21 protein-coding genes are annotated in these 20693 nt (G+C 58.4%); 10 read left to right on the top strand and 11 right to left on the bottom strand.

Features of this window, described 5'->3' with window-relative positions:
* Positions 1-88: 88 nt before the first annotated feature.
* Positions 89-502, top strand: a complete 414-nt coding sequence (gene arfB, locus GHN86_RS14555; protein ID WP_153382903.1) for an alternative ribosome rescue aminoacyl-tRNA hydrolase ArfB — start codon at positions 89-91, stop codon at positions 500-502.
* A 44-nt stretch (positions 503-546) separates the two neighbouring features.
* Here the strand turns inward: arfB and GHN86_RS14550 are convergent, their stop codons facing one another.
* From GHN86_RS14550 to phhA, 6 genes are all read right to left on the bottom strand, one after another.
* The gene (locus GHN86_RS14550; protein WP_153382901.1) at positions 547-1773 is read right to left on the bottom strand and encodes an MFS transporter; all 1227 of its coding nucleotides are present in this window, start codon (positions 1771-1773) and stop codon (positions 547-549) included.
* 26 nt (positions 1774-1799) lie between these two features.
* Positions 1800-1976 (bottom strand): hypothetical protein, encoded by a 177-nt coding sequence (locus GHN86_RS14545; protein WP_153382899.1) that lies wholly within the window; start codon positions 1974-1976, stop codon positions 1800-1802.
* Positions 1977-2063: 87 nt separating this feature from the next.
* Positions 2064-2195 (bottom strand): hypothetical protein, encoded by a 132-nt coding sequence (locus GHN86_RS23890; protein WP_267129122.1) that lies wholly within the window; start codon positions 2193-2195, stop codon positions 2064-2066.
* Between the two features lie 167 nt (positions 2196-2362).
* A complete protein-coding gene (locus GHN86_RS14540) occupies positions 2363-3559 on the bottom strand; it encodes an amino acid aminotransferase (RefSeq protein ID WP_153382897.1) in 1197 nt (398 codons plus the stop codon).
* Positions 3559-3915 carry a 4a-hydroxytetrahydrobiopterin dehydratase gene (locus GHN86_RS14535; RefSeq protein WP_122783831.1) on the bottom strand — a complete coding sequence of 119 codons (357 nt, stop codon included), beginning with the start codon at positions 3913-3915 and terminating at the stop codon, positions 3559-3561. Before GHN86_RS14535 ends, GHN86_RS14540 begins: the two co-directional genes overlap by 1 nt.
* 44 nt (positions 3916-3959) lie before the next feature.
* On the bottom strand, positions 3960-4751 hold the full coding sequence (gene phhA, locus GHN86_RS14530; protein WP_153382895.1) for a phenylalanine 4-monooxygenase: 792 nt from the start codon (positions 4749-4751) through the stop codon (positions 3960-3962).
* A gap of 278 nt (positions 4752-5029) precedes the next feature.
* Here phhA and GHN86_RS14525 point away from each other — a divergent pair, with 278 nt between their 5' ends.
* From GHN86_RS14525 to GHN86_RS14485, 9 genes are all read left to right on the top strand, one after another.
* Positions 5030-6592 (top strand): sigma-54-dependent transcriptional regulator, encoded by a 1563-nt coding sequence (locus tag GHN86_RS14525; protein WP_153382893.1) that lies wholly within the window; start codon positions 5030-5032, stop codon positions 6590-6592.
* A gap of 329 nt (positions 6593-6921) precedes the next feature.
* A complete protein-coding gene (locus GHN86_RS14520; RefSeq protein ID WP_314488803.1) occupies positions 6922-7662 on the top strand; it encodes a flagellar basal body rod protein FlgF in 741 nt (246 codons plus the stop codon).
* Positions 7663-7707: 45 nt separating this feature from the next.
* A complete protein-coding gene (gene flgG, locus GHN86_RS14515; RefSeq protein ID WP_122782160.1) occupies positions 7708-8493 on the top strand; it encodes a flagellar basal-body rod protein FlgG in 786 nt (261 codons plus the stop codon).
* Between the two features lie 22 nt (positions 8494-8515).
* Positions 8516-9211 (top strand): flagellar basal body L-ring protein FlgH, encoded by a 696-nt coding sequence (gene flgH, locus GHN86_RS14510; RefSeq protein WP_153382891.1) that lies wholly within the window; start codon positions 8516-8518, stop codon positions 9209-9211.
* Between the two features lie 12 nt (positions 9212-9223).
* A complete protein-coding gene (locus GHN86_RS14505) occupies positions 9224-10333 on the top strand; it encodes a flagellar basal body P-ring protein FlgI (protein WP_153382889.1) in 1110 nt (369 codons plus the stop codon).
* A 10-nt stretch (positions 10334-10343) separates the two neighbouring features.
* Positions 10344-11606 carry a flagellar assembly peptidoglycan hydrolase FlgJ gene (flgJ, locus tag GHN86_RS14500; RefSeq protein ID WP_153386793.1) on the top strand — a complete coding sequence of 421 codons (1263 nt, stop codon included), beginning with the start codon at positions 10344-10346 and terminating at the stop codon, positions 11604-11606.
* Positions 11607-11616: 10 nt separating this feature from the next.
* On the top strand, positions 11617-13638 hold the full coding sequence (flgK, locus tag GHN86_RS14495; RefSeq protein WP_153386791.1) for a flagellar hook-associated protein FlgK: 2022 nt from the start codon (positions 11617-11619) through the stop codon (positions 13636-13638).
* 14 nt (positions 13639-13652) lie between these two features.
* A complete protein-coding gene (locus tag GHN86_RS14490; protein WP_153382532.1) occupies positions 13653-15224 on the top strand; it encodes a flagellar hook-associated protein 3 in 1572 nt (523 codons plus the stop codon).
* A 345-nt stretch (positions 15225-15569) separates the two neighbouring features.
* On the top strand, positions 15570-16496 hold the full coding sequence (locus GHN86_RS14485) for a ketoacyl-ACP synthase III (protein WP_153382534.1): 927 nt from the start codon (positions 15570-15572) through the stop codon (positions 16494-16496).
* A gap of 315 nt (positions 16497-16811) precedes the next feature.
* Here GHN86_RS14485 and GHN86_RS14480 read toward each other — a convergent pair whose 3' ends face one another.
* The 5 genes from GHN86_RS14480 to ccoS all read right to left on the bottom strand — a co-directional run bounded on the left by GHN86_RS14480 (position 16812) and on the right by ccoS (position 20675).
* Positions 16812-17357, bottom strand: coding sequence for an adenine phosphoribosyltransferase (locus GHN86_RS14480; protein WP_153382536.1), 546 nt, complete (start codon positions 17355-17357; stop codon positions 16812-16814).
* 57 nt (positions 17358-17414) lie between these two features.
* The gene (gene fnr, locus GHN86_RS14475) at positions 17415-18149 is read right to left on the bottom strand and encodes a fumarate/nitrate reduction transcriptional regulator Fnr (protein WP_153382538.1); all 735 of its coding nucleotides are present in this window, start codon (positions 18147-18149) and stop codon (positions 17415-17417) included.
* 145 nt (positions 18150-18294) lie between these two features.
* Positions 18295-19677, bottom strand: coding sequence for an oxygen-independent coproporphyrinogen III oxidase (hemN, locus tag GHN86_RS14470; RefSeq protein ID WP_153382540.1), 1383 nt, complete (start codon positions 19675-19677; stop codon positions 18295-18297).
* A gap of 91 nt (positions 19678-19768) precedes the next feature.
* Positions 19769-20452, bottom strand: coding sequence for a sulfite exporter TauE/SafE family protein (locus GHN86_RS14465; RefSeq protein WP_153382542.1), 684 nt, complete (start codon positions 20450-20452; stop codon positions 19769-19771).
* Positions 20445-20675 carry a cbb3-type cytochrome oxidase assembly protein CcoS gene (gene ccoS, locus GHN86_RS14460; protein ID WP_153382544.1) on the bottom strand — a complete coding sequence of 77 codons (231 nt, stop codon included), beginning with the start codon at positions 20673-20675 and terminating at the stop codon, positions 20445-20447. The genes GHN86_RS14465 and ccoS overlap by 8 nt, the downstream gene beginning before the upstream one ends.
* Positions 20676-20693 lie beyond the last annotated feature (18 nt).

Here is a 20693-nt window from a genome sequence, read left to right as displayed (position 1 = left end):
CGCTGCGAAATATCCGACAAGCCCGGCCATTGCGCCGGGTTTGTTGTTTGTGGGGTATCCTGCCCGCCTTGAAGAGGACTGATTTTCAATGCTGGTGATTTCCAACAACGTGCACATTCCCGATGCCGAGATTGAGCTGACAGCGATTCGGGCACAAGGCGCGGGTGGGCAGAACGTCAACAAGGTGTCGAGCGCCATGCACTTGCGCTTTGATATTCCTAACTCGTCGTTGCCGCCGTTTTACAAGGAACGCTTGCTGGCGCTGCGTGACAGTCGCATCACCAGTGAGGGTGTGCTGATCATCAAAGCCCAGCAGTACCGTACTCAGGAACAGAATCGGGCGGATGCGCTGGAGCGGCTGACCGAGTTGATTGTCAGCGCTACCAAGGTCGAAAAGAAGCGCCGTCCGACCAAGCCGACACTGGGCTCGAAAAAGCGCCGACTTGAATCCAAGACCAAGCGTGGGAGTATCAAGGCCGGGCGAGGGAGGGTGGATTTTTAATCGTCAAAGTCCCCTTTCCCAGAGGGGGAGGGGACGGCCGTACACTATTCAGCTCCCTCTCCCTCCGGGAGAGGGTTGGGGTGAGGGCTGAGCCTTGCGCGGTTGGCCTGTCGATACAGGTACACGCTCAACAGCAGCCCGCTAAACGCCGCCAATGCAGCGAACAGGAAGATCGATGCAAAGCCAAAGCCCGCGGCCACCGCGCCGACCAAAGGCCCGGTAATCCCCAGTGACAGGTCGATAAACAGCGAGTAGGCGCCAACGGCCGCCCCCCTGCTCGACGCGGGCACCAGATTGACGGCTTCCACGCCCAGTGCCGGAAAGACCAGAGAAAAGCCAAAACCGCTTAGCGCCGCACCGGCCAGTGCCAGTTGCGGATTGGGTGCCAGCCATAGCAGCAGCAGGCCGAGGGTTTCGACACTCAAGCACACAATGGCGACCCGAAAACCGCCGATCCGATTGATCAAGTTGCCAAACAGCAAGCGCGCGCTGATAAAGCTGGCGCCAAACACACTCAGGCACAGTGCAGCGTTTTCCCAATGGTTGGTCGCGTAGTAAAGCGTGATAAAGGTTGCAATGGTGCCAAAGCCGATCGAACCCAGCGCCAACCCTGTGCCGTGAGGCAATACCCGGCCCAGCACATGCAGAAACGGCAAGCGCACACCGCTGACGATGGGTGCCGCCAGCTTGGGCCATGCCAGCAACAAGCCCAGTGTGGCAAGGGCGATGATGCTGACGCCCAAGCTCCACATGCCCAGATGGTTGACCATCACTACGCCCAGTGGCGCGCCAACGGCAATCGCCCCGTAACTGGCAATGCCATTCCAGGAAATGACCTTGGCGGTGTTGGCGGCGCCCACGCGGCCAATGCCCCAGCCGATGGAACCTGAGCCCACCAGACTTTCCGCACTGCCCAATACCAGGCGTCCGATCAACAGGCTGGCAAGGCTCAGTGCCGGCATGGCGGTCAGCCAGCTGGAAGCGAGCATGAACACGCCGCTCAAGCCGCAGCCGGCCAAGCCAATCATCACGGCGCGCTTGCTGCCTTGGGTGTCAATGATGCGACTGGCGTAAGGGCGGCTGAGCAATGTCGCCAGGTACTGGACGCTGATCACCAGACCGGCGATGACCGTGCCGTAACCCAGATGGTTGTGCACATAGCCGGGCAGCACGGCCAGGGGGATGCCGATATTCAGATAGCCAATAAAGGTAAACAGAACGATGGACACCACTTGCAGTGTGACCGCCAGTGGACGTTGTGTTTCGGACATGGGGTGAAGGTCCTGCGGGTGCGAGGTTAAAGCGGGGCAACCAGACGGGTTGCGATCAAGGCCGCCAGAGCGTTCTCTTGGGTGCCAAAACGTTTTAGCAGAGTAGCCTGTTTTTCGGGGGTTAGACGCTCCCAGAGCTCGATCATTTGCTCGGCTGTACCGATCAGAACGCTGGCCTGGGTGTCACTGAAAGTATCGGTCACGCTTGAATCCTGGAGGGAAGGGGGCAGCAATTGTGTCAGACGGTGTGAAAAACCGGTGGCTTTTCGCACCGCCTGATAGGCAAGCGTTCAGTCTTCGCTGTCGGCTGTGAGGCTGTCTTGAGCCTCATCCAGTGCGGGGTTTTCGCCACTGGTGTGTTGCGGGATTGGCTGCTCGGGTTCGTGCAGGCTTGGGAAGGGGAGGTTTGGGATTTCGTGCATCGTCGCGCTCCTCGCAGGTTTGCATTAAGTAGCTGGCTAAGGATACAGGACAGAGTGTGACAATTTGTCTTTTTATTACGTGTGGCAGGATTTATGTCGAACTTTTCATTTTTATGTTGTCCCCGGAATGTCATCGCTGTGGCGGGCAGCGATGACGGGGTATGCCTTTAACGAGTGCACACCTGCGCAATCGCCTTTGCGAGCTGGTTCAAGCGCGTGCCGTCCACGCCGGCAATATTGGCCCGGCCCGAACCCACCATGTACACGCTGTGTTTCTCACGCAGTGATTTGACTTGCTCGGCGGTGAGACCGGTGTAAGAAAACATGCCGCGCTGCTCATTGATATGGGCAAAGTGCTCGGCCAGCCCGAACGATGCGAGGGCTTCGACCAGACCGCTGCGCAGTTGCGCAATACGGGTGCGCATGGCTTCGACTTCCTGGGCCCACTGATATTTCAATTCGGCATCGCCCAGGATGGTGGCGACAACAGCGGCGCCGTGGTCGGGCGGGTTGGACCACAGATTGCGGGCCAGAAAGGCCAATTGGCTGCGCACGTCCGCCAGTTTCTCGGCGTCGCCCGCACACACAATCAAAGCCCCCACACGTTCGCGGTACAGACCAAAGTTTTTCGAGCAGGAACTGGTGATCAACACTTCCGGCAGTTCACGTACGAACAGGCGTGTGGACCAGGCGTCCTCTTGCAGGCCGTCACCAAAGCCCTGGTAGGCAAAGTCGATCAGAGGCAGCAACTGGCGCCGACGTACCACGTCCAGCACCTGTAGCCAGTCAGCCTGAGCCAGGTCAAAGCCGGTCGGGTTGTGGCAGCAGGCATGCAGGAGCACCACGTCGCCTTCGGGGGCCGCTTCCAGTGCTTGCAACATGCCCGCGACATTGAGCTTGTTATCGCTGCCCACGTACGGGTAGTGACTGACCTTAAGGCCCGCCTCGGCAAAAATGGTTTCATGAATCGGCCAGGTTGGATCGCTCAACCAGATGCCGCGCCCCGGCAAGCAATGGCCAATAAAGTCAGCGGCCAGTCGCAGGGCTCCGGTGCCGCCGGGTGTTTGGGTCGCGCCTGCACGTTTGCTGGCCAGCAGCGGCGAGTCGCTGCCCAATACCAGCTCACTGATCAGTTGACCGAAACGGCTGTCGCCATGGCCGCCGATGTAGGTTTTGGTTTGTTGGTGATCAACCAGGCGTTGTTCGGCCCGTTTGACCGACGGCAGAATCGGCGTCAGCCCCTTGGCGTCTTTATAGACGCCCACACCCAGATCGAACTTGTGCGGATTCGGGTCCAGATTGTAAGCATCGATCAACCCCAGGATCGGATCGCCCGGCACCCGGCCGATGGTTGCAAAGTGCATTACTTGCGGCCCTCGGCAGTTTTGGCGACTTCATCGGTGCGTGCGGCCATGATGAAGTCATTGCGGTGCAGGCCTTTGATCGAGTGGCTCCACCAGGTCACGGTGACTTTGCCCCACTCGGTCAACAGGCCCGGGTGATGGCCTTCGGCTTCGGCGATCTCTCCCACCGCATTGGTAAAGGCCAGTGCGAACTTGAAGTTTTTGAAGGCAAAGACTTTTTCCAGTTGCATGACGCCATCGCGAACTTCGATGTTCCAGTCCGGGATTTGCTTGAGCAGCACGGGCAGCTCTTCATCGCTGACTTGGGGAGCATCGGCGCGGCAGGCTTCGCAGTGGGCTTGGTTCAGTGCGTTCATGATGGATTCCTGAAATCGTTTTTTATTGATGAGTTGAAAACGTCTTACGCGGCTTTGGGTTTAGGGGGGAACTTGGGCGCATGCAGCCCCAGGGCCATCCCTTGTTCAACCATGCCCATGATGTCTTCGTGAGCCAGATCAAACAGCCGCTTCAAGTCCGGGAGGACAAAATACAGGGGTTGCAAAATATCAATGCGATAAGGCGTGCGCATCGCTTCGAGCGGGTCGAAGGCATGATGTTCGGGTGCTTCGGACAAGCTGTAAATAGTTTCTTTGGGTGAAGAAAGAATCCCGCCACCGTAGATGCGTTTGCCTTCGGCTGTGTCGACCAGGCCAAACTCAATGGTCATCCAGTACAGGCGGGCGAGGTACACACGTTGTTCCTTGCTCGCTTGCAGGCCCAGCTTGCCGTAGGTGTGGGTGAATTCGGCAAACCACGGATTGGTCAGCAGTGGGCAGTGGCCGAAAATCTCGTGGAAAATATCGGGCTCTTGCAGGTAATCCAGTTCTTCAGGTGTGCGAATAAAGGTTGCCACCGGAAATTGCTTGTTGGCCAGTAATTCAAAGAATGTCTGGAAAGGGATCAGTGCGGGCACGCGGGCCACTTGCCAGCCCGTGGTGGCGGCCAGTACTTCGTTGATTTCACTGAGCTGCGGGATTCGATCATGGGGCAGGCCGAGTTTTTCGATGCCTTGCAGGTATTCCGGGCAGGCGCGACCGTTCAGCAGTTTCAACTGGCGAGTGATCAACGTATTCCACACCCCGTGTTCCTCGGATGTGTAATCGATATAGCCATTGGCGTCCGGCTCACGGGCGACGTATTTCGTTTGCTTCATGGGGCTCTCCGCACGGCAATCGTTTTTATAATTCGGTGAGATGCGATGCCATATTGATACCTCAGCTGCGAATGCCTGGCTGCTGGCCTAATGCCCGTAATGCTGGGATGATGCGGTCATTGCGTAAATGTTTCGTTACGAATGCGCGATTATGTTGGTGTGATTGCTATTTAGCGCACATCCACTGTCACAATTTCGTGCCACTTAAACTCACTTTGCAACAAATTCCATCTGTAATAACGGCCTGATCCTTTATTTATTCACCCGAGCCATGCCCCATGCGTATCAAAGTCCACTGCCAAAACCGGATTGGCATCCTTCGCGACATTCTTAACTTGCTGGTTGCCTATGGCATCAACGTCAAGCGCGGGGAGGTGGGTGGCGATCAGGGCAATTCGATTTACCTGTTCTGCCCTAACTTGATCAATCTGCAATTTCAGGCATTGCGTCCCAAGTTTGAAACCATTGCCGGTGTGTTCGGGGTCAAGCGGGTTGGCTTGATGCCCAGTGAACGTCGGCATATGGAGCTTAATGCGCTGCTCGGGGCGTTGGAGTTTCCGGTGTTGTCCATCGACATGGGCGGCTCCATCGTCGCGGCTAACCGGGCGGCTGCGCAGTTGCTCGGAGTACGCGTGGATGAAGTGCCGGGCATTGCCTTGTCGCGCTATGCCGAAGACTTTGATTTGCCCGAGCTGGTGCGCGCCAATAAATCGCGGATTAATGGCTTGCGCGTCAAAATCAAGGGGCAGGTTTTCTTGGCCGATATTGCTCCCTTGCAGTTGGAACATGACGAAAGCGAGGCGATGGCGGGTGCCGTGTTGACGTTGCACCGCGCCGATCGTGTCGGTGAGCAGATCTATAACGTGCGCAAGCAGGAATTGCGCGGGTTCGACAGTATTTTCCAAAGCTCCAAAGTCATGGCCGCGGTGGTGCGCGAAGCCCGGCGCATGGCGCCGCTGGATGCGCCGCTGTTGATTGAAGGTGAAACCGGCACCGGCAAAGAGCTGTTGGCGCGGGCCTGCCATTTGGCCAGCCCGCGTGGGCAATCGCCGCTGATGGCGCTCAATTGCGCAGGGTTGCCGGAGTCGATGGCTGAAACCGAGCTGTTCGGCTACGGGCCGGGGGCCTTTGAAGGTGCGCGGGCCGAAGGCAAGTTGGGGCTGCTGGAACTGACGGCGGGCGGTACGTTGTTTCTGGACGGTGTGGGCGAAATGAGCCCGCGGTTGCAGGTCAAACTGTTGCGGTTCTTGCAGGATGGTTGTTTTCGTCGGGTCGGCAGCGACGAGGAGGTGTACCTCGACGTGCGGGTGATGTGCGCCACTCAGGTTGATTTGTCGGAGCTGTGCGCGCGTGGTGAGTTTCGTCAGGACCTTTACCATCGGCTTAATGTGTTGTCGCTGCACATTCCACCGTTGCGAGATTGTCTGGACGGGCTGGAACCTTTGGTTGAGCACTTTCTGGACCAGGCCAGTCGCCAGATTGGCTGCCCGCTGCCGTGTTTGGCGCCTGCCGCGATGGAGCGCTTGAGTCATTACCATTGGCCGGGCAATGTCCGGCAGTTGGAAAATGTGCTGTTTCAGGCGGTGTCATTGTGCGATGGCGGGGTGGTCAAGGCTGAGCATATCCGCCTGCCGGATTACGGCGTGCAGCAACCATTGGGTGAGTTTTCGCTGCACGGCGGGCTGGATCAGATTGTCGGGCGTTTTGAAAAGGCGGTGCTGGAACAGTTGTACCTTGAACACCCGAGCAGTCGCCTGTTGGGCAAGCGGTTGGGGGTGTCGCATACCACCATCGCCAATAAATTGCGCGAGTACGAGATTATCAAGCCGGGTAGGGAGTGATGGCTTGAAACCCTCACCCTAACCCAGAGGGAGAGGGGACTGATTTAGGGTGTGGTCACGATTATCGATTCGCCTCGAACAAGCCCCCTCTCCCTCTGGGAGAGGGCTGGGGTGAGGGTTTAGCAGTCTCCCCCAGGACATCCCTTGCCGCAACCGGCATAACCCCGCCGTTTTTCTGTCTTTGTTCTGCCTCCTGCGCCTCGCGCAATCGCGCCATACCCCCGCAACACAAGCCTTTCCCACCGTCAAAAAAAAGTTGGTGCGCAAATTGCTAGACGCTCTGTAGTACAGCGGTGGGCGGCAAGCGTCCGTCAGACAGAGGAAAGACTGTGGACAAGTACCTTTATGTGGCAATGACCGGCGCCAGTCAGAACGCACTGGCGCAAAAGGCGCATGCCAACAATCTGGCGAACATCTCGACCAACGGTTTTCAGCGCGATCTGGAGCAAGCGCGCTCCATGCCGGTGTTTGGCGACAGCTTCCCGGCACGTGCCTTCGCCTTGAGCGAACGCCCGGCCACCGATTTCAGCCCCGGTGCCATGGTCGAAACCGGTCGTGATCTGGATGTCGCGGTGTCTGGCGACGGTTGGCTGGCGGTGCAGGCGCCTGATGGCAGTGAAGCCTATGTGCGCACGGCCAGCATGAATGTCGATGCAATGGGCATTCTGCGTGCGGGCAACGGCATGCCGGTCATGGGCAATGGCGGGCCTATTGCTGTGCCGCCCCAGCAGCAAATCGAAGTCGGCGAAGACGGCACCATTTCGATCCGTGCCCAGGGCGAAGGCCCGCAGGTCATGGCTCAGGTAGACCGGATCAAGCTGGTTCAGCCCGACCTCAAGACCATGAGCAAAGGCCTCGACGGGCTGATCCACACCAACAACGGTCAACCCGCTGTGGCTGATGCCAATGTGAAGGTGGTGTCCGGCTTTCTGGAGGCCAGCAACGTCAATGCCGTGGATGAGATGACCTCGGTGCTGGCCTTGTCCAAGCAGTTTGAATTGCACATCAAAATGATGAACACCGCCAAAGAAGACGATCAAGCCATGACCCGCGTCCTGGCAATGAGCTAATTACTTAAACGCGGCGCCGATAAACTGGCGCGCGAGGAGAGCACGATGCTTCCAGCACTGTGGGTTGCAAAAACCGGTTTGGCTGCACAAGACACCAACCTGACGACCATATCCAACAACCTGGCCAACGTTTCGACCACGGGTTTCAAACGTGATCGCGCCGAGTTTCAGGACTTGCTGTACCAGATCAAGCGCCAGCCGGGTGCTCAGTCGACCCAGGACAGCGAACTGCCATCGGGCCTGCAAGTGGGCACCGGTGTGCGCATTGTTGGCACTCAGAAGAACTTCTCGACCGGCAGCCTGCAAACCACCGACCAGCCGCTGGACATGGCGATCAATGGGCGGGGCTTTTTCCAGATCATGCAGCCTGACGGTACAACGTCTTACACCCGTGACGGCACCTTCCATCTGGACTCAAACGGCCAGATCGTGACGGCCAACGGTTTCGCCCTTGAACCGGCGATTGTGGTGCCCGCCGATGCGCAGACGTTCACGGTCGGTCAGGACGGCACGGTTTCCGTCACCATCGCCGGCAACCCGGCGGCACAGGTGATCGGCAACTTGCAGACCGCCGACTTTATCAACCCGGCCGGTTTGCAGGCCCAGGGCGGCAACCTGTTCCTTGAAACCGCGTCCAGCGGCGCGCCGCAAATCGGTACGCCGGGCCTCAACGGGTTTGGTCTGACCATGCAAAGCACCCTTGAGACGTCGAACGTCAGCACCGTGGAAGAGATGGTCAACATGATCACCACCCAGCGTGCTTACGAGATGAACTCCAAAGTGATTTCCACCGCCGATCAAATGTTGTCGTTTGTTACGCAAAATCTGTAATTACGTAAAAGCGGGAGAGGTCATGAAGCGCTTGTATTCTGTTCTGGCATTGGGTGCGGTCACGTTTCTGGCAGGTTGTGTCAGCCCGCCGCCACGTCCCAACGATCCGTACTACGCCCCTGTACTGCCGCGCACGCCGCTGCCGGCAGCGGCCAACAACGGCTCGATTTACCAGGCAGGCTTTGAACAGAACCTGTACAGCGACCGCAAGGCGTTTCGCATCGGTGACATCATCACCATTACCCTGAACGAGAAGACTCAGGCGAGCAAAAACGCCAACTCGGCCATTGGTAAAAACAGCAACACCAGCATCGGCCTGACGTCTTTGTTTGGCGGTGGGTTGACCACCAACAACCCGCTGGGCAGTGGCGACTTAAGCCTGGATGCCGGTTACAGCGGCAGCCGCGCCACCAAGGGCGACAGCAAGGCCGGGCAGGGCAACAGCCTCACCGGTTCGATCACCGTGACCGTGGCCGATGTGTTGCCTAACGGCATCATTGCCGTACGGGGCGAGAAGTGGATGACCCTCAACACCGGCGACGAGCTGGTGCGCATTGCCGGGCTGGTACGTGCCGATGACATCGCCACCGACAACACGGTGTCTTCGACCCGGGTGGCCGATGCACGCATCACCTATTCGGGCACCGGCTCGTTTGCCGATGCGAGCCAGCCGGGCTGGTTCGACCGTTTCTTCCTTAGCCCACTGTTCCCGTTCTAGGTGATGGCCTCCATGTCCAACCTCAAGCATGTGCTGGCAGCGCTATTGCTGTTATCGACCTCACTGGGCGTTCACGCCGAGCGGTTGAAAGACATTGCCAGTATTTCCGGCGTACGTTCCAACCAATTGATTGGGTATGGCCTGGTGGTCGGACTTAACGGTACGGGCGACCAGACTACGCAAACCCCGTTCACCTTGCAGACGTTCAACAACATGCTGTCGCAGTTCGGCATCAAGGTGCCCGCGGGCACCGGCACGGTGCAGTTGAAAAACGTTGCAGCGGTGTCCATCAGCGCGGACTTGCCCGCGTTCGCCAAACCGGGGCAGGTGATCGACATCACCGTGTCCTCCATCGGTAACTCCAAAAGCCTGCGCGGTGGCACGCTGCTGCTGACGCCGCTCAAGGGTATCGACGGCAATGTCTACGCCGTGGCGCAAGGCAATCTGGTGGTGGGCGGGTTTGATGCTGAAGGCCGCGACGGTTCGAAAATCACCGTTAACGTGCCCTCAGCCGGGCGTATTCCGGGAGGCGCATCGGTTGAGCGGGCCGTGCCCAGTGGTTTCAATCAGGGCAATAGCCTGACGTTGAACCTTAACCGCTCCGACTTCACCACGGCCAAGCGCGTGGTCGACAAGATCAACGACTTGCTCGGCCCCGGTGTGGCGCAGGCGATTGATGGCGGCTCGGTGCGTGTGACTGCACCGCTGGACCCAAGCCAGCGGGTCGATTACCTGTCGATTCTGGAAAACCTTGAAGTCGATCCGGGGCAGGCGGTGGCCAAGGTCATCATCAACTCGCGCACCGGCACCATCGTGATTGGCCAGAACGTCAAAGTCTCGCCCGCCGCCGTGACCCACGGCAGCCTGACCGTGACCATTACCGAAGACCCGATTGTCAGCCAGCCCGGCCCGTTCTCCAACGGCGAGACGGCGGTGGTGCCGCGTTCGCGCGTCAATGCTCAGCAGGAAGCCAAGCCGATGTTCAAATTCGGTCCGGGCACGACCCTGGACGAAATTGTCCGGGCGGTGAATCAGGTGGGGGCGGCGCCAGGGGATTTGATGGCGATTCTCGAAGCGCTTAAACAGGCCGGTGCCTTGCAAGCCGACCTGATCGTGATTTGAGGCTGACGTTATGGACTTGAGCAAGCGCGGCGTCAGTAGCAGCGATTCGGGGGCGTTTACCGACCTGAACCGGCTCAACAACCTGAAAGTGGGTGATCGCGAAAGCGACAGCAATATGCGCAAGGTGGCGCAGGAGTTCGAGTCGCTGTTCCTCAATGAAATGCTCAAGTCCATGCGCTCGGCCAACGAAGTGCTGGGCAAGGACAACCCGCTTAATACCCCGGCCGCCAAACAGTATCAGGAGATGTACGACCAGCAGCTGTCGGTGACATTGTCCCGGCAGGGCGGCGGCATTGGTCTGGCTGATGTGTTGATGCGCCAGATGTCGAAGAACAAACCCACGGCGCCGCAAGACGTTTCAGTGACTACAGCGCTGACGAGCGACGCCAAAACGCCTGCGGCCACGACAGTGGCAGCGACCACCAACAGCCCGTTTGTGCGCACCTCGGGGCAGCGTGCCTTGTGGAGTGCGCGGGTAGCCGCGCCCGCGGCGGCTGAAGGCGGTCACCAAAATGACATGGCCAAGATCAATCAGCGCCGCTTGGCCTTGCCGAGCAAGCTGACGGATCGTCTGTTGGCGGGCATCGTGCCCTCTGCTGACCCGACGCGCTCGACCCTCAACGCCGGCACTGTGCCGGGGCGCACCTCGCCGGGTCTGGACGCCGTGCTCAAAGGCAGCCGCCAGCCCATGCTGAGTGCCAGTGGTGTGCAAGGGCGTATGCAGATTTACGGGCGTGCCGTGGCGCAGCCGCCGCTGGCACCCGCCAAGCAAGCGTTCGAGTCGCCGGATGCCTTTGTCGCCACCATGTTGCCGATGGCCCAGCAAGCGGCCGACCGTATCGGCGTCGATCCGCTGTATCTGGTGGCCCAGGCGGCGCTCGAAACCGGCTGGGGCAAGTCAGTGATGCGCCAGCAAAATGGCAGCAGCAGCCACAACCTGTTCGGCATCAAAGCCACGGGTAACTGGCAAGGCGCGCAAGCACGCGCCATCACCAGCGAATTCAAGGGCGGGCAGATGGTCAAGGAAACGGCGGACTTCCGTTCCTACGACTCCTATCAAGACAGCTTCCACGATCTGGTCACCCTGTTACAAAGCAACAATCGTTATAAAGAAGTGCTGAATGCGGCCGATAAACCAGAGCAGTTTGTTCGAGAGTTGCAAAAGGCCGGTTACGCGACCGACCCCGAGTATGCGAGCAAGATTTCGCAGATAGCCAAGCAAATGAAGACCTACCAGAGCTACGTCTCGACGGGTTCTTTAACGAATTTATAAGGTTTGAACCATGGCGAGTTTGATCAACATCGGGATGTCGGGGCTTAACGCCAGCCAAGGGGCTTTGGCGACGGTCGGCAATAACATTGCCAACGCGAACACCTCGGGCTACTCGCGTCAGCAAATCGTGCAGGGCACGGCGGCGTCGCAGCAGGTGGGCGGGGTGTTTATCGGCACCGGCACCACCCTGGCCGATGTGCGCCGTGTGTACAACGCCTACCTCGACGCCCAGTTGCAAACCACCACCTCGCTCAATGGCGACGCACAGGCTTATCTCGATCAGATCGGCTCGGTTGACAAGCTGCTGTCTGACTCCAGCACCGGCGTATCGGCCGCGTTGAGCAGTTTTTTCACTGCCCTGCAAACCTCGGCCGCGGCGCCCGGCAACACCTCGTCCCGCCAGTTGCTGCTGACCAGTGCGCAAACGTTGAGCAATCGTTTCAACTCGATTTCGTCCCAGCTCAACCAGCAGAACGAAGGCATCAACAGCCAGCTTGATACGCTGACCTCGCTGGTCAACCAGCACACGTCGACCCTTGCCTCATTGAACAAGCAGATTGCTCAGGCGACCACCGCCGGCAATACCCCGAACGACCTGCTGGATGCGCGCAACGAAACCGTTCGCAGCCTCAACGAGCTGGTCGGGGTGACGGTTCAGGAGCACGACAACGTTTATGACGTGACGCTGGGCACCGGTCAGTCGCTGGTGCAGGGCAGCACCTCCAACACCATTTCGGCAGTACCGGGCAAAGTCGACAAAAGCCAGTTCACTATTCAGATCAACTACCCGCAGTCCACCTCGGACGTGACCTCGGTCATCAGTGGCGGCAAGATTGGCGGCCTGTTGCGCTATCGCGAAGACGTGCTGGCGCCGGCCATGAATGATCTGGGGCGCACCGCGTTGGTGGTGGCTGACGCGATCAACTCGCAGTTGGGGCAGGGGCTGGATGCCAACGGCGAGTTTGGTTCGTCGCTGTTCAACAGTATCAACAGCGCGCAGGCCATCAGCCAGCGCAGCTTGGCGTCGTCCGGCAACAACGTGAACTCGGGCAACCTGGACGTGAGCATTCCCGACAGCGGTGCGCTGACGACTTACGATTATCAAGTGACGTTCAGCAGCGACAACGACTACACGGTCAAGCGCTCGGACGGCACCAACATGGGCGCGTTCAAGCTGGATCAAAAACCGGCTGCCGTGATCGATGGTTTCACCATGAGCCTGAACGGCGGGGATTTGAGCAAGGGCGACACGTTTAAAGTCAGCCCCACCCGCAATGGCGCCAGCGCCATCGGTGTGCAAATGACCGATTCCAGCCAGTTGGCCTTCGCTGCGCCATTGGTGGCCAGTGTGGGCAGCTCGAACACCGGCACCGGTGCGGTGAGCACGCCGAGCCTGTCTGCGGCGCTGGACATCTACGGCGGCGCAGCCTTGGGGCTGACGCAGTCGCAGATTGAGAGCGCGATGCCAGTTCGCATCGCCTTTGACGAAGCGGCCAATGGCGCGCAGGGCTACCGCGTGCTGAATGAAAAAGGCGATGAAATCGGCACGGGCACCATCGTGCCGGGCCAAGGCAACAAGGTCACGATCAATGTGCCCGTCACCAACGCTGACGGCACCACCACCCAAATTGCGTTTGACACCACCATCAGCGGTTCGCCGGGCAAGGGCGACAGCTTTGACATCAAGTTCAACAAGGACGCCAAGGCCGACAACACCAACGCCAACTTGCTGCTGGACTTGCAAACCAAAGCCACCGTGGGGACGAACGCCGGTGGCGGCGGGGTGAGCATGACAGGTGCTTACACCCAACTGGTCTCCTCGGTGGGTGGCAAAGCCAGCCAGGCGAAAGTGGATGCCACGGCCAACACCGCGGCGTTGTCCTATGCCAAGGAAGTGCGCAACTCGGTGTCTCAGGTCAACCTGGATGAAGAAGCGTCCAATCTGGTCAAGTTTCAGCAGTACTACACCGCCTCGTCGCAGATCATCAAGGCGGCGCAAGAAACCTTCACCACGCTGATCAACAGCCTTTAAGGGAGCCTTCGACGATGCGCATTTCCACATCCCAGTTTTATGAGTCGACCAGCGCGACCTATCAGAACAACTTTTCGTCGGTGGTGAAAACCCAAACCCAGATTGACTCGGGTGTGCGCATCCAGTCCGCAGGGGATGACCCGGCCGGTGCGGCGCAGTTGTTATTGTTGCAGCAGCAAAAAGACATGCTGGGGCAGTACAGCACCAACATGAACACCATCAAAGCTTCCCTGAATAATCAGGAAAGCATTCTGGACAGCATCAATACGGCGCTGCAAACGGCTAAAAACCTGACCATTCAGGCGGGTGGCATCATCAGTGATGCCGACCGTGCTTCTATTGCCAATGAAATCGGTGGCATTGAGGAGCAAGTGTTCAGCTTGCTCAACAGCAAGGATGCCGACGGCAATTACATGTTCTCGGGTTCCAAAACCTCAACGCCGCCGTATGCGCGCAACAATGACGGCACCTACACCTATCAGGGCGATGACATTCAGCTGAACCTGAAAGTCTCGGACACCATCACGATGGCTGGCAGCGACACCGCCCGCAGCTTTCTGGAAAGCTCCCCGAATACCGGGCGCACTCAAGCCACGCTGCTGCCCCCGGCTGTCAATGATGGCAAGGTGTCTATTACGGCGGGGACGGTGACGTCAACGGCGGTCTACGACCAGGGATTTACCGCAGGCCAGCCTTATACCTTGACGTTCACCAGTAGCACTCAGTTCACCTTGACTGACGGCACGGGAAAGGACATTACCTCTGAAATAGCCGGTAACGGGACGTTCGATTCAACCAAGGAAGGCGCTCACAGTGTCAACCTGCGCGGCGTTCAGTTTGATATCGGTATGGATTTCAGCGGCGCAGAGGACACCGTGGCTCAGGATGCACTGGCCAAGGACAAGGTCTTTACGCTGGAAGCCAAGCCTGACAGCTTCAATGTCTCACGCACCCCGAGCAATGCCTCTACGGCTCAATTGACCAGTGCGAGCATCGCCGACGCGAAAAAATACAGCGACAGCTTCCCTGGCAGCGGGGCGGTGATCAAATTCACCAGCGACACTGAGTATCAAGTGTTTGCCCAGCCAGTGAGCGCCAACAGCAAGCCGCTGGCTGAAGGCACCATGACCGGCACCTCGGTGACGGCGGCCGGGGTTAAATTTGATTTCTCAGAGGCACCCAAAGCGGGCGACCAATTTGTGGTGAATGCGGACAACCACAAAAACCAGAGTGCGCTGGATACCCTCAGCGAGATTCGCAAAGCGTTATTGGTGCCTACTGATAATGACCCGGTGGCCAAACTCAAGCAGCGCGACGCGATCAGCGCCACCATCGGTAATCTGAGCAATGCCAGCGAGCACGTTGATAAAGCGCGCGGCTCCATTGGTTCGCGCCTCAATGCCGTAGATATTCAGGCGGACGCCAACACCAGCATGGGCCTGGCCAACGACACCACCATGTCGGCCATTGGCAATACCGATATGGCCAGTGCGTCGGTTGACCTGGCGTTCCAGAAAGCCATGCTGGAAGCCTCGCAACTGGCCTTCGTCAAAATCGCCCAGTTGAGCTTGTTTAACCAGCTTTAAACGGTAGACACCCCTCATGTAGTCGCTGACGTGGCACGAAGGCTGCGATGGGCTGCGAAGCGGACCCTGCGGTGTTTCTTCAACACAGCTCGCAGCCTTCGTGCCTCGTCAGCGACTACGAATCGCCAGGTATCGGGCGAAATGTTTTGAAAAACCACACAAAATAGCGTGACCTGTGAGTCACAACGCGCATCTCACTGTATCGTGTGCAGCATACGGGCGGGTGCCGAGCCATTTACGGGCTATTTTTTTGTGTTTTCAGGCACCCATTCACGCCCTTTTATTGTTAACGCCCCTCGATTGTTCGAGCGGTGATCTCCAGCTATTCAGTATTGGGAAGCCACAATGATTGGCATTAAAAGCATCGCCAGTTACGTGCCTGCGGACGGCGTAGACAACTACGCCCAAGGCGCGAAATTCTCCAAGGACGAAGAATTCATTCTGGGCAAGATTGGCTCGGCCTTCCTGCCGCGCAAAGGTGCTGACCAGGAAACCTCGGATCTGTGTGTCGAAGCTGTCAATGCGCTGTTCGCCAACAATCCGCAGCTCAAGCGCGAATCCATCGACGCGCTGATCGTCGTCACCCAAAACGGTGATGCAGAAGGCTTGCCGCATACCGCTGCCATCGTTCAAGACAAGCTCGGCCTGCCGACCCACGTCGCCGCCTTTGATATTTCCCTGGGGTGCTCGGGGTATGTCTATGGCATTTACGCGATGAAAGGCTTTATGGAAGCCACGGGCCTGAAAAACGGCCTGCTGATCACTGCCGACCCGTATTCGAAAATCGTTGACCCTGAAGACCGAAACACCACCATGTTGTTTGGCGATGCCGCCACGGCCACGTGGATGGGCGAAGAAGCTGCCTGGCAGTTGGGCAAGGCCAAATTCGGCACCGACGGTTCCGGGGCGCCGCACCTGAAGGTCAGCGATGGCGTGTTCTTCATGAACGGTCGTCAGGTGTTCAACTTCGCGCTGCTTAAAGTGCCGGCGCACTTGCATGAGCTGATGGAAGAGTCGGACTTGACCTCCCAGGACATCGACGCATTCTGCATCCATCAGGGCAGTGCGGCGATTGTTGATGCGGTGGCGCGTCGCTTTGAGGGTGAGCCCGAGAAGTTCATCAAGGACATGGTCGAGACCGGCAATACCGTGTCTTCGAGCATTCCGTTGCTGCTGGAAAAACACGTGATGGACGCCACCTGGAAGCGCGTTGCGCTAAGCGGCTTCGGCGTGGGCTTGTCGTGGGGCTCGGCGATTATCTATCGGCCGTAGAGAACACGCTTCAACTGCAAGATAAAAAACGCCCATGGCTCAATAGCGATGGGCGTTTTGCGTTGGGGTCAGCGGCTGTACAGCCGTAAAATTACCCACTGCGTAAAGCCTGTGTGAGGCCAGCGTGGTTTAAGGGGGCCCGTAGATCAAAAACCAGATCAAGATCAACAGAGCGCGCAAGACCCGTAGCAGTTGACGAGCTCCGCGAGGCTACGTCCGACTGCAGAGCAGTCGCTAATCCTGCCTGCCGGATCTATCTGGCAAACACAAAAGATCGCAGCTCCCACCTGATTAACGTTGTGTAGATGCCTTGAATCACTCGGTGAGCGAGAACTCGGTCAGGCAGAAGGTGGGCACGCCCATCGCCTGCAAGCGCTGGGAGCCGCCCAGTTCCGGCAAGTCGATAATGGCGGCGGCTTCAAACACCTGCGCACCCATGCGTCGTACCAGGTTGGCAGCGGCGATCAGCGTGCCGCCCGTAGCGATCAGGTCATCGACGATCAGCAGTGAGTCGCCTTCGCACAAGCTGTCGGCGTGCACTTCAAGAAAGGCTTCGCCATATTCTGTCTGATAGCCTTCGGCCAACACGTCGGCGGGTAACTTCCCTTGCTTGCGGAATAGAACCAACGGCTTGTTGAGCTGATGCGCAAGCACCGAACCAATCAAAAAGCCGCGCGCGTCCATTGCGCCGATATGGCTGAAATCAGCCTCGACGTAACGGTGAATAAAGGTATCGGCGATGACACGCATGGCGCGTGGTGATTGGTACAGTGGCGTGATGTCGCGGAAAATGACGCCTTTTTTAGGGAAGTCAACTACAGGGCGAATCAAGGGTTTGAGGCAAAAATCGTCGGCGACCATGGTCGGGCTATCCTGGTGTGCGTAAAGCGCGTCAGTATAGCCCGGTCCGTGATGAATTCAGACCTCCAGTGAACCACCGGCCAAGGCGCATAGCTTGATCGGGTCAAGGATATGCACTTCTTTGCCTTCTGCCTGGATCAACTCGTTTTCTTGCAGACGGGTAAACACGCGGGAAACGGTTTCCACGGCCAGGCCCAGGTAGTTACCGATTTCGTTGCGCGACATGCTCAGGCGGAACTGGTTGGCAGAGAAGCCGCGAGCACGGAAACGCGCTGAGAGGTTCACCAAAAATGTGGCAATCCGCTCATCGGCGGTCTTTTTCGAAAGCAGCAGCATCATTTGCTGATCGTCGCGAATTTCGCGGCTCATGATGCGCATCAGCTGACGACGCAGCTGCGGCAGTTGTACCGACAGCTCGTCCAGACGCTCAAAGGGTATTTCGCAGACCGGCGTGGTTTCCAGCGCCTGTGCGGAGACCGGGTACGTTTCGGTGCCCATGCCGGATAAACCCACCAGCTCACTGGGCAGATGAAAGCCAGTGATTTGTTCTTCACCCGAATCGCTCAGGCTGAAGGTTTTCAATGCCCCGGAGCGAACCGCGTAGACCGAGCCAAAGGGGTCGCCCTGGCGAAACAGAAACTCGCCTTTTTTCAAGGGGCGACCGCGCTTGACGATTTCCTCTAACGCATCCATGTCTTCCAGATTCAACGAAAGTGGCAAACAAAGAGGGGCCAGACTGCAATCCTTGCAGTTGGCCTGACTATGAGCGCGCAGTTTTACTGGCTCGGACATTTCTTCAATCCTTGTGGGAAAACACACATAAGATGCAAGGGTAACTCAGCGAAGAGGTCGAGGCCAGCGCACCATGGCGGTGCCGCGACCTAAGTCTCATTGCGGCATCAGGCAGGGTAGAGGCGTTGAGCAGAAGTAAAAACAATTAGATCACTCGCGAAAATCGTTCTCGATTGGCCTTTTCCAAATACGCATCGAAGGCCATGCACACCGAACGCACCAGTAACCTGCCTGCGGGCAGTACGGTCAATTGTTCCGCGTCCAGGGCGATCAGGCCATCGGCCGCCATTCTCTGCAAGGCGGGCCACTGCGGGGCAAAGTAACCCCGAAAGTCGACGTTGAAGGCGTGTTCTATAGAGGCGAAAGGCAGGTGCAGGTTGCAGATGATCTGTTGAATGACCTCGCGGCGAATTCGATCGTCCTGATTGCACAACAGCCCACGGCTGGTGGCGAGCTGGCCGCTGCCCAGGGCGTGCTGGTACTGCGTCAGGTCGCTGTTGTTCTGGCAGTACAGGTCGCCGATCTGGCTAATGGCCGAAACGCCCAGCCCGATCAGGTCGCAATGGCCGTGGGTGGTGTAGCCCTGAAAATTGCGCTGCAGGGTTGATTCTTCCTGAGCGATGGCCAGTTCGTCGTCCGGCAGGGCGAAATGATCCATGCCGATATAGCGGTATCCGGCGTTGGTCAACTGCTCAATGGTGTGCTCCAGCATGCGCAACTTGTCAGCAGGCGAGGGCAGCTCCAGTGGGTTGATCCGGCGCTGTGGCATAAAGCGCTCGGGCAAGTGCGCGTAATTGAACACGGACAAGCGATCCGGTTGCAGGTTGATCACTTCTTCGATGGTCTGCGCGAATGCTTGCGGGGTTTGTTTGGGCAGGCCATAGATCAGGTCAATATTGATCGAACGAAACTGTAAGGTGCGAGCAGCATCAATCACCGCACGGGTTTCTTCCAGGCTTTGCAGGCGATTGACGGCGCGCTGTACCTGCGGATCGAGGTCTTGCAGGCCAATGCTGACGCGGTTGAATCCCAGTTCGCGCAACAGGCCCATGGTTGACCAGTCGGCTTCTCGCGGATCGATTTCGATACCGTAATCACCCGAGTCGTCATCCAGCAAGTTGAAGTGTTTGCGCAATGTCAGCATCAGCTGGCGCAATTCATCGTGGCTGAGAAATGTCGGTGTGCCCCCGCCGAAGTGCAGCTGTTCGACTTTTTGTCTGGGGTCGAGGTGGCAGGCAATTTTCTGGATTTCCTGTTCCAGTCTTTGCAGGTAAGGCTGCGCCCGACCACGGTCTTTGGTGATGACCTTGTTACAGGCGCAGTAGTAGCAAATATTGGCGCAAAACGGCACGTGCACGTACAGAGACAAGGGCCGGAGTGCCTTGCGGCTTTCGCGCAGGGCGTGCAACAGGTCGAAGGGGCTGACCTGATTATTGAACTGCACCGCCGTCGGGTATGAGGTGTAGCGGGGGCCGGCAATATCGTAGCGGCGAATTAAAGTTGAGTCCCAACGAATGGCGTCGAGCATGCGGGCATTCCCCTGGGATGGCTGACAATGCTCTGGATTCTAGGGGCAGGAAATGGGTCAAGCCTTGATATGCATCAACGGCGGCTGTGTATCAGTGCCCCATCAACCAATGCTGATGCGGGCCGGGCAGGGTCCAGATACCGAATAGCATCACCAGCACGCCCCCGGCCATGCGAATGCTGCGCTTGCGCAAAAGAGCCGTGACCCGTTCGGCGGCCAGCCCGGTGGCGAGCAACACTGGCCAGGTTCCCAGGCCGAACGCGAGCATCAGCAAGGCGCTGTTGATCGCGCTGCCCTGGCTGGCTGACCAGATCAACGTGCTGTACACCAATCCGCACGGCAGCCAGCCCCACAGGGCGCCCAGCAATAAGGCGCGGGGCAGGCTCGACACTGGCAGCAGTCGGTTGGCCACGGGTTGAATATGTCGCCACAGACCGCGGCCCAAACTTTCGATGCGGGTCAGTCCACTCCACCACCCCGCCAGATACAGGCCCATGCAGATCAGCAGCAGCCCGGCCAGCACGCGCATAAACATCGCTGCGGGGCTATTGGCCACAGCCCAACCGGCCAGCCCCAGCAGCAAACCTGCGCACCCATAGCTGAGAATTCGGCCCAGGTTGTAGGCCAGTAACAGCCTGAAGCGGCGGCTGCGTTGTTCTTTGGGGATGGCCATGGTCAGAGCGCCCATTAGCCCACCGCACATGCCCAGGCAATGACCGCCGCCCAGCAAGCCGAGAATCACCGCCGATACCAGCACGGGCGCCAGCTCAAGCATGGGGTGGCGTCCGGGTGTCGTTGTCGGGGCCGGGCGCAGGGTGTTGGCGCTTGGCTTCTTCGATGGCTGCGGTGTGCTGCGGGTCCTGATCATCGAACAGAATGCTGTGCGCCGGACTGTCGAGGTCGTCGTACTGGCCGCTGTCCACCGCCCAGAAGAAGATGTAGATCGCGATAGCGACGATCAACAGGGCCGCAGGAATCATGATGTAAAGCGCTGGCATACAGGCTCCATGCTACGG

It is taken from the genome of Pseudomonas helleri, from assembly GCF_009600315.1.
In the GTDB taxonomy this organism is placed as follows: Bacteria; Pseudomonadota; Gammaproteobacteria; order Pseudomonadales; family Pseudomonadaceae; genus Aquipseudomonas; species Aquipseudomonas helleri_A.
Note: the sequence above shows the minus strand (reverse complement) of the source record. Positions and strands in the feature narration are given on the sequence as shown.

What these genes read in the sequence shown, in the direction of transcription:
- flgJ (WP_153386793.1), top strand. Translation starts at nt 10,344, where the DNA reads ATGGACTTGAGCAAGCGCGGCGTCAGTAGCAGCGATTCGGGGGCGTTT.
- GHN86_RS14540 (WP_153382897.1), bottom strand. Translation starts at nt 3,559, where the DNA reads ATGCACTTTGCAACCATCGGCCGGGTGCCGGGCGATCCGATCCTGGGG.
- phhA (WP_153382895.1), bottom strand. Translation starts at nt 4,751, where the DNA reads ATGAAGCAAACGAAATACGTCGCCCGTGAGCCGGACGCCAATGGCTAT.
- ccoS (WP_153382544.1), bottom strand. Translation starts at nt 20,675, where the DNA reads ATGCCAGCGCTTTACATCATGATTCCTGCGGCCCTGTTGATCGTCGCT.
- flgK (WP_153386791.1), top strand. Translation starts at nt 11,617, where the DNA reads ATGGCGAGTTTGATCAACATCGGGATGTCGGGGCTTAACGCCAGCCAA.
- GHN86_RS14465 (WP_153382542.1), bottom strand. Translation starts at nt 20,452, where the DNA reads ATGCTTGAGCTGGCGCCCGTGCTGGTATCGGCGGTGATTCTCGGCTTG.
- GHN86_RS14535 (WP_122783831.1), bottom strand. Translation starts at nt 3,915, where the DNA reads ATGAACGCACTGAACCAAGCCCACTGCGAAGCCTGCCGCGCCGATGCT.
- GHN86_RS14550 (WP_153382901.1), bottom strand. Translation starts at nt 1,773, where the DNA reads ATGTCCGAAACACAACGTCCACTGGCGGTCACACTGCAAGTGGTGTCC.
- fnr (WP_153382538.1), bottom strand. Translation starts at nt 18,149, where the DNA reads ATGTCCGAGCCAGTAAAACTGCGCGCTCATAGTCAGGCCAACTGCAAG.
- GHN86_RS14505 (WP_153382889.1), top strand. Translation starts at nt 9,224, where the DNA reads ATGTCCAACCTCAAGCATGTGCTGGCAGCGCTATTGCTGTTATCGACC.
- GHN86_RS14485 (WP_153382534.1), top strand. Translation starts at nt 15,570, where the DNA reads ATGATTGGCATTAAAAGCATCGCCAGTTACGTGCCTGCGGACGGCGTA.
- flgG (WP_122782160.1), top strand. Translation starts at nt 7,708, where the DNA reads ATGCTTCCAGCACTGTGGGTTGCAAAAACCGGTTTGGCTGCACAAGAC.
- GHN86_RS14490 (WP_153382532.1), top strand. Translation starts at nt 13,653, where the DNA reads ATGCGCATTTCCACATCCCAGTTTTATGAGTCGACCAGCGCGACCTAT.
- GHN86_RS14480 (WP_153382536.1), bottom strand. Translation starts at nt 17,357, where the DNA reads ATGGTCGCCGACGATTTTTGCCTCAAACCCTTGATTCGCCCTGTAGTT.
- flgH (WP_153382891.1), top strand. Translation starts at nt 8,516, where the DNA reads ATGAAGCGCTTGTATTCTGTTCTGGCATTGGGTGCGGTCACGTTTCTG.
- GHN86_RS14525 (WP_153382893.1), top strand. Translation starts at nt 5,030, where the DNA reads ATGCGTATCAAAGTCCACTGCCAAAACCGGATTGGCATCCTTCGCGAC.
- arfB (WP_153382903.1), top strand. Translation starts at nt 89, where the DNA reads ATGCTGGTGATTTCCAACAACGTGCACATTCCCGATGCCGAGATTGAG.
- GHN86_RS23890 (WP_267129122.1), bottom strand. Translation starts at nt 2,195, where the DNA reads ATGCACGAAATCCCAAACCTCCCCTTCCCAAGCCTGCACGAACCCGAG.
- hemN (WP_153382540.1), bottom strand. Translation starts at nt 19,677, where the DNA reads ATGCTCGACGCCATTCGTTGGGACTCAACTTTAATTCGCCGCTACGAT.